Annotated in this window: 13 protein-coding genes and 2 pseudogenes; 14 read left to right on the top strand and 1 reads right to left on the bottom strand. The window is 57.8% G+C overall.

The genetic code is table 11. From position 1 onward, the window contains the following. Positions 1–817 precede the first annotated feature (817 nt). Positions 818–1,543 (bottom strand): two-component system response regulator VirG, encoded by a 726-nt coding sequence (gene virG / locus NKH03_RS32155; protein WP_352608065.1) that lies wholly within the window; start codon positions 1,541–1,543, stop codon positions 818–820. A 1,291-nt stretch (positions 1,544–2,834) separates the two neighbouring features. Between virG and NKH03_RS32150 the strand changes: the two genes are divergently transcribed. The 14 genes and pseudogenes from NKH03_RS32150 to NKH03_RS32085 form a co-directional block, all read left to right on the top strand. Continuing rightward, positions 2,835–3,620, top strand: a complete 786-nt coding sequence (locus tag NKH03_RS32150; protein WP_023766572.1) for a type IV secretion system lytic transglycosylase VirB1 — start codon at positions 2,835–2,837, stop codon at positions 3,618–3,620. A gap of 74 nt (positions 3,621–3,694) precedes the next feature. Beyond that, positions 3,695–4,000, top strand: coding sequence for a pilin major subunit VirB2 (virB2, locus tag NKH03_RS32145; protein ID WP_023673707.1), 306 nt, complete (start codon positions 3,695–3,697; stop codon positions 3,998–4,000). Then, on the top strand, positions 4,000–4,326 hold the full coding sequence (locus tag NKH03_RS32140) for a type IV secretion system protein VirB3 (protein WP_023679584.1): 327 nt from the start codon (positions 4,000–4,002) through the stop codon (positions 4,324–4,326). The genes virB2 and NKH03_RS32140 overlap by 1 nt, the downstream gene beginning before the upstream one ends. Continuing rightward, positions 4,326–6,695, top strand: coding sequence for a type IV secretion/conjugal transfer ATPase VirB4 (virB4, locus tag NKH03_RS32135; RefSeq protein ID WP_023737137.1), 2,370 nt, complete (start codon positions 4,326–4,328; stop codon positions 6,693–6,695). Before NKH03_RS32140 ends, virB4 begins: the two co-directional genes overlap by 1 nt. Before the next feature lie 13 nt (positions 6,696–6,708). After that, entirely contained in the window at positions 6,709–7,392 is a 684-nt protein-coding gene (locus tag NKH03_RS32130) for a TrbJ/VirB5 family protein (RefSeq protein WP_023766574.1), read from the top strand. A gap of 55 nt (positions 7,393–7,447) precedes the next feature. Beyond that, positions 7,448–8,335, top strand: a complete 888-nt coding sequence (locus NKH03_RS32125; RefSeq protein WP_023766575.1) for a type IV secretion system protein — start codon at positions 7,448–7,450, stop codon at positions 8,333–8,335. 27 nt (positions 8,336–8,362) lie between these two features. Continuing rightward, a complete protein-coding gene (locus NKH03_RS32120) occupies positions 8,363–8,521 on the top strand; it encodes a type IV secretion system lipoprotein VirB7 (protein WP_081731114.1) in 159 nt (52 codons plus the stop codon). Next, positions 8,518–9,231 carry a type IV secretion system protein VirB8 gene (locus NKH03_RS32115; RefSeq protein WP_023766576.1) on the top strand — a complete coding sequence of 238 codons (714 nt, stop codon included), beginning with the start codon at positions 8,518–8,520 and terminating at the stop codon, positions 9,229–9,231. Before NKH03_RS32120 ends, NKH03_RS32115 begins: the two co-directional genes overlap by 4 nt. Continuing rightward, positions 9,228–10,112: a TrbG/VirB9 family P-type conjugative transfer protein gene (locus tag NKH03_RS32110; protein ID WP_023766577.1), complete on the top strand. Its 885-nt coding sequence runs from the start codon at positions 9,228–9,230 to the stop codon at positions 10,110–10,112. Before NKH03_RS32115 ends, NKH03_RS32110 begins: the two co-directional genes overlap by 4 nt. Then, entirely contained in the window at positions 10,105–11,241 is a 1,137-nt protein-coding gene (gene virB10 / locus NKH03_RS32105) for a type IV secretion system protein VirB10 (protein ID WP_352972899.1), read from the top strand. The genes NKH03_RS32110 and virB10 overlap by 8 nt, the downstream gene beginning before the upstream one ends. Next, positions 11,225–12,265, top strand: a complete 1,041-nt coding sequence (gene virB11 / locus NKH03_RS32100) for a P-type DNA transfer ATPase VirB11 (RefSeq protein WP_023737143.1) — start codon at positions 11,225–11,227, stop codon at positions 12,263–12,265. The genes virB10 and virB11 overlap by 17 nt, the downstream gene beginning before the upstream one ends. Before the next feature lie 721 nt (positions 12,266–12,986). Then, positions 12,987–13,673, top strand: coding sequence for a response regulator (locus NKH03_RS32095; RefSeq protein WP_023814396.1), 687 nt, complete (start codon positions 12,987–12,989; stop codon positions 13,671–13,673). A gap of 26 nt (positions 13,674–13,699) precedes the next feature. Next, positions 13,700–13,855, top strand: a pseudogene (locus NKH03_RS32090) (IS6 family transposase); the annotation flags it as partial. A 172-nt stretch (positions 13,856–14,027) separates the two neighbouring features. Further along, positions 14,028–14,186 (top strand): annotated as a pseudogene (locus NKH03_RS32085) (ATP-binding protein); the annotation flags it as partial. Between the last annotated feature and the right edge of the window lie 1,213 nt (positions 14,187–15,399).

The following is a 15,399-nucleotide window of genomic DNA, read 5'->3' as shown; positions in this document are numbered from 1 at the left end:
CGCAACTCATGGTGCAAGGGAGCGGACAAGAACACGCCGCGGCGCCCTACGCCGGAGGCAGTGGGTCGATGCTGGGTGCCTCGGTACTGCAGCCGGGTCACTCAACGGCGCGCCATCATGATGCGCCGGATTCGTCAGTGGTTGATCTGAATCCCCCCGCACCGTTCGACGCACAGAAATCGCAAATGTCAGTCGAACACTTGCAGACTATCAGCACGCTTCCCGGTCACGAGCCGCTTGCTCCGTCTGAACTGCGCCACGCGGCACCGGCGTCGGTTTCAAATTTGGACAGGAGGATCGAAGAGACCGCGGCACAAGCTCATGGCCACGCAGGAGAGCAGGGACCCATCTCTCGAGCTCAACAAGTCGCGCCAGCGCCGTTTGAACGGCACTTGGGCAAGACGCGCGAGGCCCAGGACGGACTGACGAGTACACTTGACAGGAGCAACCTCGTGAACAGCGGGGGCGTCATCATAAACAATGAACATTACACAGCGCTGTTGAGACCGGCGAAGAGGCAGAGGACTGATAATCCGCAAAGCCGCGCCATGGGGCGGCAACTGAGCGTAGCAACCACGACGTCCATCAGCCAAGCCTCCGATCAAGCCCGAGCGGACCTAATGGCTTCCTTCAGAAGCAGGGAGCGCTCCGACGCGGGGCGTTGAGCTCCATGGCTGGGGTCAAGCAGAACAGCTCTCTTGACGACAGAGGGGCTGATGCGATCTCCGGACCGGTAGCTCTCGCCGTAATTGATCAGGCTGGTACTGTTGGAAGGCTTGATCAGCCTCGTCACCCCAATCTCCAGCATAGCTCACTGTCACGCGGCCAACGTGCCTCCGTAGCTAACGTCTACGTCAGCGTTGAAGAAGTACCCTGCGCCACGGGATGTTTTGACCAGGCGAGGGTTGGCCGCATCAGCCTCCAGCTTTCGGCGCAAGCGCATGATTAGGACATCGATACTTCGATCGTACACCTCTTCTCCACGCACACGGCTCGCGAGCAAAAGCCGTTCTCTGGATAGCACGTTGCGGGGGTTCTCCAGAAATGCGATCAAGAGATTGAACTCACATGCGGTAAGCTTGACCTCGCCACGCTCCGCACAGATCAGTCGCCGCTGCTTCACGCTGAGCTTCCAGGCCCCAAAGCGAAATGAGCGCTGCTCTCTGGTTCGCGGATTAGAAATGCGCTGGCGTAGCGCTACTCGAATGCGGGCCAAGAATTCGCGCATCCCGAAAGGCTTGGGAATGAAATCGGTTGCGCCGAGCTCCAGTGCAACCACTTTTTCCGCCTCATCAAGCCGGTCGCCGCTGATCACTATGATAGGAACATCCGATTTTGTCGCCAGATTGCGGACGATCGCAAGTCCATCCTCCCGGCCTAGGTTAAGGTCAACAACCACGAGATCGACTGGCTCACGTGAAAGAACATAGTCAAACTGCTTGCTATCGTGGACTGCGGTTACCTTCAGGGCATGCATCGTGAGATACTCGGCGATGAGGCGCCGCATTGCGGCATCATCGTCAATGACAAGAACATGTTTCAACGGCACACCTTCAATCTTGAATCCCCTTGTCTAAACCTGTTGCCGAGCAACCCTGGGGCACCGACCCAGAACAGCTGCTCCTTGATACCACTCGCCGTTGCGTGCGGCCAATGTGAGGCCGTGCTCGTCCTGTTCTTTTCATCCCCAGCGAATTGACCGCACCAAGGCAGCCCGTGGCCACCAGACAGGTCCAAGCGCCGACATGACCCTGCCGTGTGGTCCTTCGCTTTTTCGCTTCGAGCTCCCCCGTTGGTGCAGGCCTGCCAATATCACTCAAGTTCGACCTCATGGATGCCAAGTTTCCTGCTATGCCCTTGCATCCTGGTCATCCTGGAGTTTGCGGACCTGGATCATCTCGATATCCTCCGGCTCGTGGATCCAGCTCGGACATGGTTGAGCAGCGCGGCGTTTGGCTTGATCGGAGAGGCGGTCGGCGGAAGAAGACCGTGATTCGCTGCAGCGGCCTTGTGCAAAATAGTGTGTCTCCTGCCAAGCCGGCTTCGTCCAAGGTGGCCGGCGGCCTCAAATGCTGTTCGGCGACCGGCAGGTCGCCGGTTGCGGTGAACGTCCGGGCTAACATTTCTCAGTTACTGCAACTCCTCCATCTTGAGCGTGTCACTATGCTTGTCCATTGCGCCGTCGGACTCCGTCAATGACGTGCGGTTATCTGCCGATGGGACTGTGCATGATCCACCCTTTGGCGGCGGCGGCCGAACAGCTGAACGAGGCTCGCACCAGGATGGGCTGCGCCGCCACGTCTTCCCAGTTGACCCTCGCCGCCGCGGATTTGCGCCCTCGAGCCAGCTTCGCGGACGAGCTCGCGTCTCAAGCAATGATCTGAGTGTGCAGGGCCGCGCATGGCTGCTCTTTAACGACCGGCAGCATACCGGCAAAGTTGGGCCGCTTTATCGCCTTAGTCGATTCCCCACGGTGATCCCGAGCCTGAACAAGCCCGCCAAGCTCCCCATTTTGTCCTTGGCTTGGCGCTGACAGAAGTACCATCCATGACGCCAAAGTCGCGGCCCACACTCCAGGAGCAACGGACGGCCGGGACGAGCAATCCTGTACAGGAGTCATTGTACCAAGATGCTCCGGATGTCGCTGGCTGATCGGGCCCGCGCCACTCACGCATGCGCAAGATGCTCACCCACGCTGATACGAACACGGTCTTTGCTTCAATTGAAACCGAAAAGCTGAACTTGAACATCACACAGTAACAAACCTCCCCGATAAGCGCGTGCCGGACAGGGCCAGAACCCGTCCGGCGGCTTGGAAAGGTAGGTGATAGGGAATGTTTATTGCAGCTTGGCCGCTGGCCATCGTCCTGATGACATCCATGTCACTCCCAGCCGAGCCCGCGCCACTTTCTCCGCGTGAGTTCCGCAGCCTGTCGCGCAAATGCGCCCCCTGGGTTGCGCCGTCCACCCTCGCCGCGATTGCCAAGATTGAAAGTGGCTTTGAAACGCTGGTGGCTCATGACAACACCACAGGTGAGCAGCTTCGCTGGATAGACCACCTGGAAGCCACGCGGGGCATCAAGGAACGCCTCGAAGCACAACATTCTGTCGATGTTGGATTGATGCAGATAAACAGCAAGAACTTTGCCGTGCTCAATCTCACGCCGGAAAGGGCTTTCGAGCCCTGCGCCTCGCTTTCGGCTGCCGCCCACCTGCTTGAAAGCCGGTATGCCGGCGGCACCACTGCTGTGGCACAGCAACTGGCGCTTCGCCGTGCCATCTCGGCCTATAACACGGGCGACGTCACGCATGGCTTCGCCAACGGTTATGTACGCAAGGTCGAGTCGGCCGCAAAGGACATCTCAAGTCTCCTTGAGAGAACGCTGGAGCCGACTGCTCGAGATGTGCCGCACCTTGAGGCACCCGGTCGGAAAGCCGTGCCGCCTCTGCTCCAGCAGAGCCAACAGGCCAATAGAAAGAAGCAGCCCAACCAAGATTCTTGGGACATCTGGGGCTCGTATCAGCCAGACCGCTCCGGGGCCGATCCCTCCGATCCGACAGGCAGCCAGGCTGCGAAAGCACGGGAACCCTCGAACCCGAACAAACTCGTATTCGATTGAAACATGGAGATGCAATGATGACGCCACTCAAGATACTTCGTGCGCTTAAAACGCGTGTTCCTTCGCCTTTTTCCATGCTGCGCATGGCGGCTGAATATGTACCGGCCGCTGCTGCAGGCGCGGCGTGGACGGTCTTCTACAGCGGGCCAGCCGCGGCTCAGGTGACCGGAGGGACGGATCCTGCCAAGATGGTCCAGAATATCTGCACGTTCATACTTGGGCCCTTTGGACAATCACTGGCCGTGCTCGGGCTCGTAGCCATCGGTATCTCTTGGATGTTCGGTCGTGCTTCACTTGGCCTGGTTGCGGGTGTCGTTGGAGGGATCGTCATCATGTTCGGGGCCAGCTTCCTGGGCAAGGCGCTCATAGGCGGTGGCTGATGAGCGACCGGTTGGAAGTGAGCACCCTCTATGTGGCGGCGACGCGCCCGGCACTGTTTCTGGGGGTGCCGCTGACGCTGGCCGGATTGCTCATGATGTTGGCTGGGCTTGTTATCATTATCCTTCAGAACCCGCTCTACGAAATCGTTCTCGCGCCACTCTGGTTCGGAGCACGGCTGGTTGTTGAGCGTGACTATAACGCGGCAAGCGTCGTGCTGCTCTATTTGCAGACGGCCGGCAGAAGCGTGGACGGGCCGGTCTGGGGAGGCGCAAGCGTCAGCGCCAATCCGATCAGAGTGCCGAAACGCGGAAGAGGAATGGTGTAATGTTCGGCGCCAGCGGCCGGACCGAGAGGTCTGGCGAGATCTACCTTCCGTATGTTGGTCACGTAAGCGATCAGGTTGTCCTTCTGGAAGACGGATCGATCATGGCCATGGCACATGTGAACGGTGTGCCCTTTGATTTGGAAGACGCTGAGATGCGCAACTCGCGCTGCCGCGCGTTCAACACTCTCTTGCGCAACATCGCCGATGACAATGTCTCGATATACGCTCATCTTGTGAGACACAACGATGTGCCGGCGCCGGCGCCGCGCCGGTTTCAAAGTGCATTCGCTGGCAGTCTGAGCGAGGCCTACGAGCGTCGTGTGCTGTCGGGAAAGCTCTTTCGCAACGATCACTTCCTCACTTTGATCGTGTCCCCCCGCACCGCAATCGGCAAGATCGGCTTGCGGATTGCCAAGTCCCGCAGACGGAATGAGCACGATCTAGCCACCCAAATGCGGAGCCTGGAAGACCTCTGGCACATCATTGCTGGCGCACTCGGCGGTTACGGTCTGCGCCGGTTGGGCATTCGTGAGAAAGGCAACGTGCTCTTCACGGAAATCGGCGAGGCGCTTCGGCTCATGATGACTTGCCGGTTTCTTCCGGTTCCGATGGTTACCGGCTCACTTGGCGCCTCGATCTACACTGACCAGGTCATCTGCGGGAAGCGGGCGCTTGAGATTCGAAGGCCCGGGGATAGCTCCGTCGGATCATTGTTTTCGTTCCGTGAGTATCCGGCGACGACGCGGCCGGGCATGCTAAATTCCTTGCTGTCCGCCAACTTCCCGCTTGTCCTGAGCCAGAGCTTTTCCTTCCTCACTCGCCCGCAAGCTCATGCCAAACTAAGCCTTAAGTCCAGCCAGATGACGAGTGCCGGCGACAAGGCTCTCACCCAGATCAATGAACTTGCCGAGGCAGAGGACGCACTGGCAAGCAACGAATTCGTGATGGGTTCGCATCATCTGAGCCTGTGCGTCTATGCCGACAGCCTCAATAGCCTTGCAGATCGCGCAGCAAGTGCCCGCGCACGGCTGGCCGACGCGGGCGCCGTTATCGTCCAAGAGGGCATCGGCATGGAGGCCGCATATTGGTCCCAACTTCCGGGGAACAACAGGTGGCGCACGCGCCCGGGGGCGATCACCTCACACAATTTTGCCGGGCTCGTCTCATTTGAGAACTTCCCAAGCGGTTCCAGTTCCGGCCACTGGGGCAATGCTGTTGCGCGCTTTCGCACAAACGGTGGAACTTCTTTCGACTACATCCCCCATGAGAATGACGTCGGCATGACGGCAATATTCGGGCCCGTTGGCAAAGGCAAGACGACGCTGATGACCTTTGTCCTCGCGATGCTTGAGCAAAGCTTGGTCGATCGCAATGGTGCGATCGTCTTCTTCGACAAGGATCGGGGTGGTGAACTGCTGGTGCGAGCCACGGGAGGGACATATCTTGCGTTGCGCAGAGGCGCTCCGAGCGGCTTGGCCCCTCTGCGTGGACTGGACAACACCTCCGCCTCTCGGGACTTTCTGCGCGAGTGGTTGATGGCCCTGATCGAGAGTGACGGCCGTGGTCCGATCTCGCCGGAGGAAAGCCGTCGGCTGGAACGCGGCATTGTTCGTCAGCTTTCGTTCGAACCCCCTATGCGCTCACTTGCGGGCCTGCGCGAGTTCCTATTGCACAGCCCCTCCGAGGGCGCAGGAGCACGGCTGCAGCGGTGGTGTAGAGGGGGGGCGCTTGGATGGGCCTTTGACGGCGACGTGGACGAAGTAAGGCTGGATGCCTCCATTACGGGCTTCGACATGACGCAGCTCCTGGAATATGAGGAGGTCTGTGCACCGGCCGCCGCATACCTTCTGCATCGAGTGGGCGCTATCGTCGATGGTCGTCGGTTCGTGATGAGCTGCGACGAATTTCGATTCTATCTACTCAACCCCCAATTCTCGGCCGTTATCGACAAGTTCTTGCTCACGGTCCGCAAAAACAACGGCATGTTGATACTCGCAACGCAGCAGCCTGAACACGTTCTGGAATCGCCTCTCGGAGCTAGTCTCGTTGCGCAATGTATGACGAAAATTTTCTACCCATCACCGACGGCGGACCGCTCTGCGTATGTCGATGGCTTGAAGTGCACTGCGCAGGAGTTCGAGGCAATCCGCCAGGGAATGGCAATCGGCAGCCGCAAGTTTTTGCTCAAGCGCGATAGCGGGAGTATTGTTTGCGAATTCGATCTTGGGCAGATGCGCGAGTACGTAGCCGTACTCTCGGGGCGGGCCAACACAGTGCGCTTTGCCGACCAGCTTCGCAACCAGCACGGAGACGCCCCAAGTGGGTGGCTCGACAAGTTCATGGCCCGGTACCATGAAGTTCAAGACTGACGGAGGAATATTCATGAAACTTGCCAAACTTGCAGTAACGACCCTTGCTGCTTCCCTTCTGCTTCACGGACAGGCCCGGTCGCAATGGATCGTCACCGACCCTGTAACAGAAACACAATCGACCTTAACAGCGATTTCCAATGCGGCGATCCTTGAGAGGTCAATCGAGACGCTCGCTACGACGATCGAAATGGTGACAATGCTAACCTCGTCATTCGCTGTCACGGGAGTGCTAAGCTCACTGAACCAAGGAAATCATTACCCGTCGAGCAATAAGCTGGAGGAGCAGATGTTTGATGCTCGGGCGCCAGCTTCGATTATCGCCCGTAACATTGCGGAGGACCCAAATCGGATAGTCACGGGCGACGATTCAGAAGCGAAACTGTTAAAGGGACAAATCGCTGGGGCCGCCAATGCCGCAGCTATTGCAGCCGACACTTTGGGCATGATGGACAAGCGCCTTAAGGATAACGCCGGCACGCTTGGTCAGCTTTCCCGCTCGGGAAATATTATGCAGGCCACCGTGACCAACGGTCTGGTCCTCAAGCAGATTCACGATGCGATGATCCAAAATGCCCAGGCCACGAGTCTGCTGACTATGGCCACTGCACAAGGGAGCCTTCACGCCGCTGAGGAGGCCGCCACGCAGCGTCGCGAACATCGGGACACCGCTCGCATTTTTGGCCCCCTCCCGTGAACGCTGAGTTCATCAGGCTCAGCTGCGCTGATCAGGGACACATCAGGCTCACGCCATGAATTTCAAAATTCCCGCGCCATTCACGACTATACACACGATCTTTCATGGGGCCTTCACGTCCGGGCTGCACAAAGTGCTTGAAAACGTCCAAGCGGCGGTCAGTGCGCCTCTGGTTGCGTGTGTCACGCTCTGGATAATAATCCAAGGCTGTCTGGTCATGCGTGGTCAAGTCGATGCGCGCGGGGGTATCTCGCGCGTAATCATGGTGTCGATTGTCGTCGCCCTTATCTTAGGGCAGGCCAACTATCAGCAGTACATTGAAGCGCTTTTCGACGAAACGATTCCGAGGTTGGCTCACGACATCAGTGGCAGCGACTTGCCCTTCATCGGAATCGCCCAGAAGCTCGACATCATGTTTGCTTCAAGCCAGTATGTCTTTCAGCTGATTGCTTCCGAAATTGGGCCTATGAACGGCCAGGACATACTTGCTTTCGAGGGAGCGCAATGGATTTTCTACGGCGCGCTGTGGACAGCGTTCGAGATCTACGATGCCGTTGGAATTCTGACGAAGGTGCTCTTGACGATCGGCCCCCTGGTCCTTGTAGGCTACCTTTTTGATCACACTCGAGACATAGCCACCAGATGGATCGGCCAACTGCTCTCGTACGGGCTGCTGCTTCTCCTCCTCAACATCGTTGCAACGATAGTAATCGCTGCCGAAGCAGTCTCGCTGGCAGCCATGCTTTTGATGATCAAATTCTCGGGCACGACAGCAGCCAAGATCATCGGGCTTTACGAGCTCGACATGCTTTTCCTAGCTGGTGACGCTCTGATCGTCGCGCTTCCGACGATCGCCAGCAGCATCGCCGGCGGCTCTTGGGGAGGTGCGAACCGACCTCTTAACAGCCTCAATCGCCACTTTGCCAAAACGGCGGGTGGTTAATCAATCGACAAGTTCGGTGCCAAAAACATGAAATATTGCCTACTTCTGTCAATCCTCGCTTTGGCCGCCTGCAAGACGAGCCATGGGCTTGCGACGTGCGCGGGTGCCCCATTCCAACTGAACGTGGGACAATGGGAAACCACCCCTGAGGATCTTCAGGTCGAATGCGCGGAAGAGCCAAAGTGAAATTTCCTGAACATGCCCTTCTGGTGGAGAGAGAAACGCTAGCCGCCCACTATAAGAAGGTGGAAGCGTTTCAAACGTCACGAGCGAAGTCTGCGCGGCGCCTGTCAAAGGCCCTGATCGCCTTTGCCGCAGCGGCGGTCCTAGGAAATGTTGCCCAGGCATTTACCATCGCTGCCATGGTCCCGTTGGCCAAGCTCGTACCTGTGTTCCTCTGGGTCCGGCCGGATGGGACCGTCGACAGCGAAGTGTCAGTGTCTCGACTGCCGGCAACCCAAGACCGAGCCGTCATAAATGCTTCGCTGTGGGAATATGTACGCCTGCGCGAGGGGTACACAGCAGATACAGCCCAATACGCCTATGACCTCGTATCCAGTTTCAGCGCGCCGACTGTGCGACAGCAATATCAAGATTTCTTCAACTATCCGAATCCCACCTCGCCGCAAGTCACGGTCGGCAAGCGCGGCAAGCTCGAGGTCGGGCATATTTCTTCAAACGACATCAGTCCGGACGTTCAACAGATCCGTTACAAACGTACGCTTGTTGTCGATGGGCAGATGCCGATAGTGACCACCTGGACAGCTACCATCCGCTACGAGCGCTTGACGGGTCTGCCTGGGCAATCGAGGCTCACCAATCCGGGAGGTCTACTCATCACTTCCTATCAAAGCTCGGAAGATAGCGTATCGAACCTGGGCTATGTGCAGCCATGACAAAAAGAGCGTTTCTCGCGCTGGTCTGTTCACTCTTCTTAACGATGGAAGCGTCCGCGGAAGACACACCACTTGCCGGCAAGCATGATGCGCGCATGCGCTACCTGGCTTACCGTCCTGACGAAGTGGTGCGCCTGTCTACCGCAGTGGGGGCAACGCTGGTTGTCACATTCGCGGCCAACGAGACAGTCGCAGCCGTGGCCGTTTCCAATAGCAAAGACCTGGCTGCGCTCCCGCGCGCCAACTATCTCTTTTTTAAGGCTAGCCGGATGCTCCCGCCGCAGCCGGTCATCGTGCTGGCCGAGAGTGAGTCCGGTACACGGAGATACGTCTTCAGTATTTCAACGAGAGCGATGCCAAAACTCGATGAGCAGCAACCTGACCTATACTACAGTGTGCAGTTCACCTATCCTGCTGATGAGGCTGCTGCTCGGAGAAAGGACGCAGAAAGGCGCTCGATTCTTGGTCAGGCCCGGGCGAAAGTGCTGCACGACGAGAGAGTTCAGGATTTGTTGAATCGGCCCGCCGCAACTACCAGTCCGGACGAAAGCAATTTTCACTACGTCGCAAAGGGCGATCGATCGCTGTCGCCGCTGCAAGTTTTCGATAATGGCTTTACCACCGTATTTGGCTTCGCAAGCAATTCCCGCATACCCTCTCTCTACATTATCAATCCCGACGGCAAGGAAGCCGCTGCCAATTACACGGTCAAAGGAGACTATGTTGAAGTATCCGCAGTCGCCCGGGAATGGCGTCTGAGAGATGGCAATACGGTCTTGTCCATTTTCAACAGGGCTTATGACCCTGTGGGACGAGCGCCAGGGACCGGTACAGTGACACCCGACGTGTGGCGCGTTTTGAAAGGCTCGGCCGATGAATGAAACCGGCCCACAGTCGGGACATGATGTCCATGCCTCCGGATCGATGGTCTCGGAGCCGGCCCGCCGGCATGTTTCGGGATTGCAGAAGTTGGCCGTCGCTGCTCTTGTTCTCATCTCATCTCTATCACTCATCTGGCTCGGAGGTCGTCCCAGCACACAAGACGAACCAACTCAGCCAAAACCTCCAATTGTCGCCGACGCCGAACCATTCCGCCCCGTGCCGATTGAGATTGCTCCCGAAGCTCCAGCAGCCGTACAGGCGGCGCAGGCAGGAGATCCTGCGCCATCCACGCCGACTTCAGCTGATCCGCCGCCGGAGGAAACACCAATTTTCGCCTACAGTGGCAGCAGTAAAATGCCCAACGACGGTCAGCGGAGCGAAGACAACCATAGGGATGCTCCCGCGACCTCGGATGAGATTTCAGACGCTGGCGATCTGTCGGCGCGATTGAAGCCAGATATACAGGAGCCAAGCCGGGCCACACTTTTGCCGCACCCTGATCTCGTGATTACTCAAGGAACGATCATCCCCTGCATTTTGCAAACGGCAGTCGACACAAATTTACCGGGTTATGTGAAGTGCGTCTTACCTAAAGACGTCCGCGGCGCCACCAACAACGTGGTGCTTTTGGATCGCGGGACGACCGTGATTGGCGAGATCCAGCGTGGTCTCCAACAGGGGGATGCGCGTGTCTTCGTGCTGTGGACGCGCATGGAAACGCCTGACCATGCCCTCGTTTCGCTAGCATCGCCGGGCGCTGACGAGCTCGGCCGCTCCGGAATGCCTGGCACGGTGGATAATCACTTCTGGCAGCGCTTTGGCGGAGCAATGCTCATGAGCGTCATTCAAGGCGCGTTTCAGGCCGCCGGTCAATACGCTGGCAGCTCAGGTGGAGGAAGCGGTATCAACAGCTTCCAGAGCAACGCCGGACAAGCCGTTGAGACGACCCTTAGAGCAACGATCAACGTTCCGCCAACTCTGAAGAAAAACCAGGGAGATGCTGTATCCATCTTTGTGGCTCGGGACCTCGATTTCTCAGATGTATACGATCTTAGAGCGACCGCCGTGGCGCCAGCCACCCCCCAACATCGCCAACGCCGGAGAGACAACAATGCGACCGGAGGCTGACCCTCAATTGCGTTTGCTTCTCAACCCTGTTCTGAAATGGCTTGAGGAGCCAAGGACCGAAGAGGTCGCTATCAACCGGCCTGGGGAAGCCTTTGTCCGACAGGCCGGCGTTTTCACGAAACATCCGCTACCGCTATCTTATGACGATCTGGAGGACATCGCGATCCTCGCTGGAGCGCTGCGCAAGCAAGATGTCGGACCGCAAAGCCCCCTCTGTGCGACTGAGCTGCCGAACGGAGAGCGGCTGCAGATCTGTTTGCCGCCCGCTGTTCCCTCAGGAACAATAAGCCTGACGATACGGCGTCCCTCAAGTCGTGTGACCGAACTCAAGGAAGTTTCTTCTCGCTACGAATACTCGCGTTGGAATCAATGGCGGTCACGAAAGGAGCGCCAAGAGCGGCAGGACGAAACGATTCTTCAGCACTACGACCATGGTGACTTGGAGCAATTTTTGCGAGCGTGCGTTTGCGGGCGGCTCACGATGCTGCTTTGCGGACCTACTGGTAGCGGCAAAACGACAATGAGCAAGACTTTGATCAACGCTATACCCCCGCAAGAGAGGCTGATAAGTATCGAGGACACGCTCGAACTTGCAATCCCGCACGAGAATCATGTCCGGTTACTCTATCCGAAGGACCGAGCAGGCGTAGGTGCGGTGACAGCCGAGCAACTGTTGCAAGCCAGCTTGCGCATGCGCCCTGATCGAATATTGCTTGGCGAGATGCGCGATGATGCTGCTTGGGCCTACCTTAGCGAAGTCGTCTCCGGCCATGCGGGATCAATATCGACGATTCATGGGGCGGATCCGGTCCAAGGCTTTAAAAAGCTCTTTTCACTCGTCAAGAGCAGCCCGCAAGGAGCTGCTGTGGAAGACCACACGCTTCTTGACCTGCTGTCGGCTGCCATTGACGTCATTGTGCCGTTTCGTACCCACGGCGACGTGTATGAGGTGGGGGAGGTGTGGCTCGCCGCCGATGCCCGGCGACGCGGAGAGACAGTAGCCGATCTTCTCAATAAGCACTAAGGCTCGAGCACGTCGGGGATCGGTAAGTCGTTTGTGATATGATGGCGCAACTTGTTCAGATTCAACGTCACTTTGATTTGACCGAGGTTGATTATGGGAGGACGACTGGGCGTAGCCCTTCGGTCACAAGCCTGAACTCTTCGGCCGCCCTGTCGGCGCGGCAAGCTGCGGCACGATTCGACTGGGTGTATCGAGCGCGTCCGCTGAATTGCGCGGGCGACGCTCAGCGAGCTGGTGCCGATGCCTGCTTCAAAAGCGGCATCGACACCCGGCAGGTCGTACCCTTGATTTACCTAGCCGCGCTCAAATGAGCGTCTTCAAAGCCGCCGAACGTGGTTCGGAATGACCGGTTGGTAAATCGGGAAGTGCTATACAGGGAATCCTCCCGGTATTGCCTCCAGGGGGTCCTCTCAATGAACAAAGCCGCAACCTGCCCTTGCGACCTCAGCTGGAGTTTGCGACGCAACCCATATAGGAGGATCGATGCGCAGAGAAATCGCAGGCAGAGTCGGTGGCATTGTGGGCTGGCCGACCGACGGTTTCAGCCCGTCAACAGGTCTTCACGTGTTCCATCCCCGACTATTGCAGGCGTGCGGATTGCATTCTCCCGCGATCACCCATCGGAAAGAGCGTTACGAACACTACGAAGAGTTGCGCGACTTCTGCTGTCGCCCCGGTCTTACAGCGGACGGTGACCTGTCCTACCTTGATAGGACGTGAAATGCGAACGCTGCTCATTGATCATCACGTGGATCTTACGCGCGCCGTGCGAGCTGCGCTCGGGGATAGCGGTTTTGCCGTTGATGTAGTTGGCAACCTGGAACAGGCGTCGAGGGCATTCTGTTGCGCAACCTATGAAATTCTCCTGCTGGAGTTGGCTCTGCCAGATGGCGATGGCTTGGGCTGGCTGAGACAGCTAAGGAGCGACGGGCATTCAGTTCCAACCCTCATTATGAGTAGCATCAACGATCTCGAGAAGCGAATTGCAATTTTCAACGGTGGCGCGGACGATTTTCTGCTCAAGCCCGTCTCTTTCGATGAGCTCATCGCCAGAATGAGAGCCATTCTGCGCCGGTCGACACAGGTGACCGACCCCATCGTTGTATTTGGCAATCTCAATTTCGATCCGATCGGCCGACAGGTTTCCGTCTCGGGTCATCCTCTGAAGATCGCACGCCGCGAACTATGTATTTTAGAGCATCTGCTTATCCGTGCAGGCCGCATCGTGCCTCGTGCGCAGTTGGAAGATCACCTCTATTCGTTCAACGACGAGGTATCTGCCAACGCGCTTGAAGTCGGAATCTATCGCTTACGTGGACACCTGAGTAGGTCAGGTGCAACGCCACGGATCACGACCGTGCGCGGCATTGGTTACCTTCTTGAATTGACTGAGGCGGCATCCGCATAGTTGGTCTAAATTGAAAGAACAGACTGCGTATCAAGCGCCGCATTCGATCCATCGGCTTCAAGTCGCAGGCGAGCGCCGTGGTTATCCTCTCCGGCATCGAGATGATCCACATGATTGGCAAGCGACAGGCGAGGTATGACTACAAGTCTGTCGATCGCTGTTTCGATATCCTCGCTGCCTGACGGACAGGCCGAAATGGCCGTTCACACCCCCATTTCCAGGTTTGCGACAGAGCCTTTTGTCGGCGTTGCCGGCTTCGAAGGGCCGGTGCGCGCCGAGCGCATCAAGATCATCCCCGGCCACCTTGCTGCGGCCACTCGCCGAGTACGAAGCGGTGGTCGGAGGGAGCTGGTGATGACGACGCTAGATCATGACCTGCTGATCGCAATCCTGGATCGGCTGAAGTTGACGGCCATCCGCGACCAGCTCGACACGCTCATGTCGAGCAAGATCGCGCAGTTCCCGTTTGTCCGCGAACTCGACGGCTTCGGCTTCGACGCGCAGCCATCGGTCTGCTTCAGCCAAACGTATTCATAGGTATGGGACAGGCCTTGCTATGTCCGAACGTCACTGCGCGGCAAAAACGTTGGATTTCTCAAGAAATAAAGTATTGGACAGTGCCCAATTTACCGTTGGAAAAGCTGGATATGGCGTTTCAGCGTTTCAGCGAAATAACCGAAATCAATCACTCCTAACAGCAAAGGCAACCGGAACCCGATCGCTTCCGTTGCCCGCGACTTAGCGAAACGCTTGTTCGCGATTTACTAAAACGGCTGTCCCAATTTAGTGAAATCCGCAGACAAGCCGCTGGAGGTTGGCCAAAGGCCACCCACGCCTGCTCCGAGGCCCTCCAGGGCAATGGTCTGAGACCTGGGCTCAAGCAGGATGAGACGCCGCTGGAGCTCAGGTGCAAGCGCTGCCACGCCCGCTCCGAGGCCCCACAAGGCCGAAGCGCAGTCGTCGGGGTCACGAGGCCTCTCGGCCACGACGACGAGCCTGAACCTGGATCCGCCTTTCTTGAGGCGTTGCGACTATCATCGCGGCGACACGCAGCTCTTGATTTGTGTGCGACACCTCAGCAGATCCATCGGGCTGAGCCGCTCAGCAATATCAACGAGAATGTCCAGCGGCAGATCAAGGATACTCAGAGGAGGAAACGCTTGATCTTGAGGCTCAGAGCGCGTCTGCTCCACTATAGAACAGGATGATTCACCGGGTCCTTCAACGCCAGCCGCCGGTCCGATGAGAGAATTGTCTCGGATATCACGCTCGATGGGGTTAAATGCCGAGATGGGCGCCTTGCCACGCTCCTCAATGCCCCTCATGATTCACCGCCTATAGCTACCAACTGAATGAATCATCGTGATTGTCGCGCAGCGGAATCCTCAAGGATCGGGCAGTTCGTAGGGGGCGCCGGTTTGACCAGGTTGAGCCCGCGAATTGCTCGATCGGACAAGATCCTAATTCTGACGAGATCCTCGGGACGCACTCCAAGTTGTCGATCATGTTCGGCACACAAGGAAAGGGCGGCATTGCTGCCGCCCTTTCCGCTGTAGGTTGATAGGGGCTGGATTAGAAATCCATGCCGCCCATGCCGCCCATGCCGCCCATACCGCCGCCGCCCATGCCGCCAGGCATGCCGCCGCCGCCAGCCGACTCCTTCTTCGGAGCCTCCGCGATCATGGCTTCGGTGGTGACCAGCAGGCCGGCGACCGAGGCCGCGTCC

This window comes from Mesorhizobium sp. M1406, from assembly GCF_040317555.1.
GTDB lineage: Bacteria > Pseudomonadota > Alphaproteobacteria > Rhizobiales > Rhizobiaceae > Mesorhizobium.
Note: the sequence above shows the minus strand (reverse complement) of the source record. Positions and strands in the feature narration are given on the sequence as shown.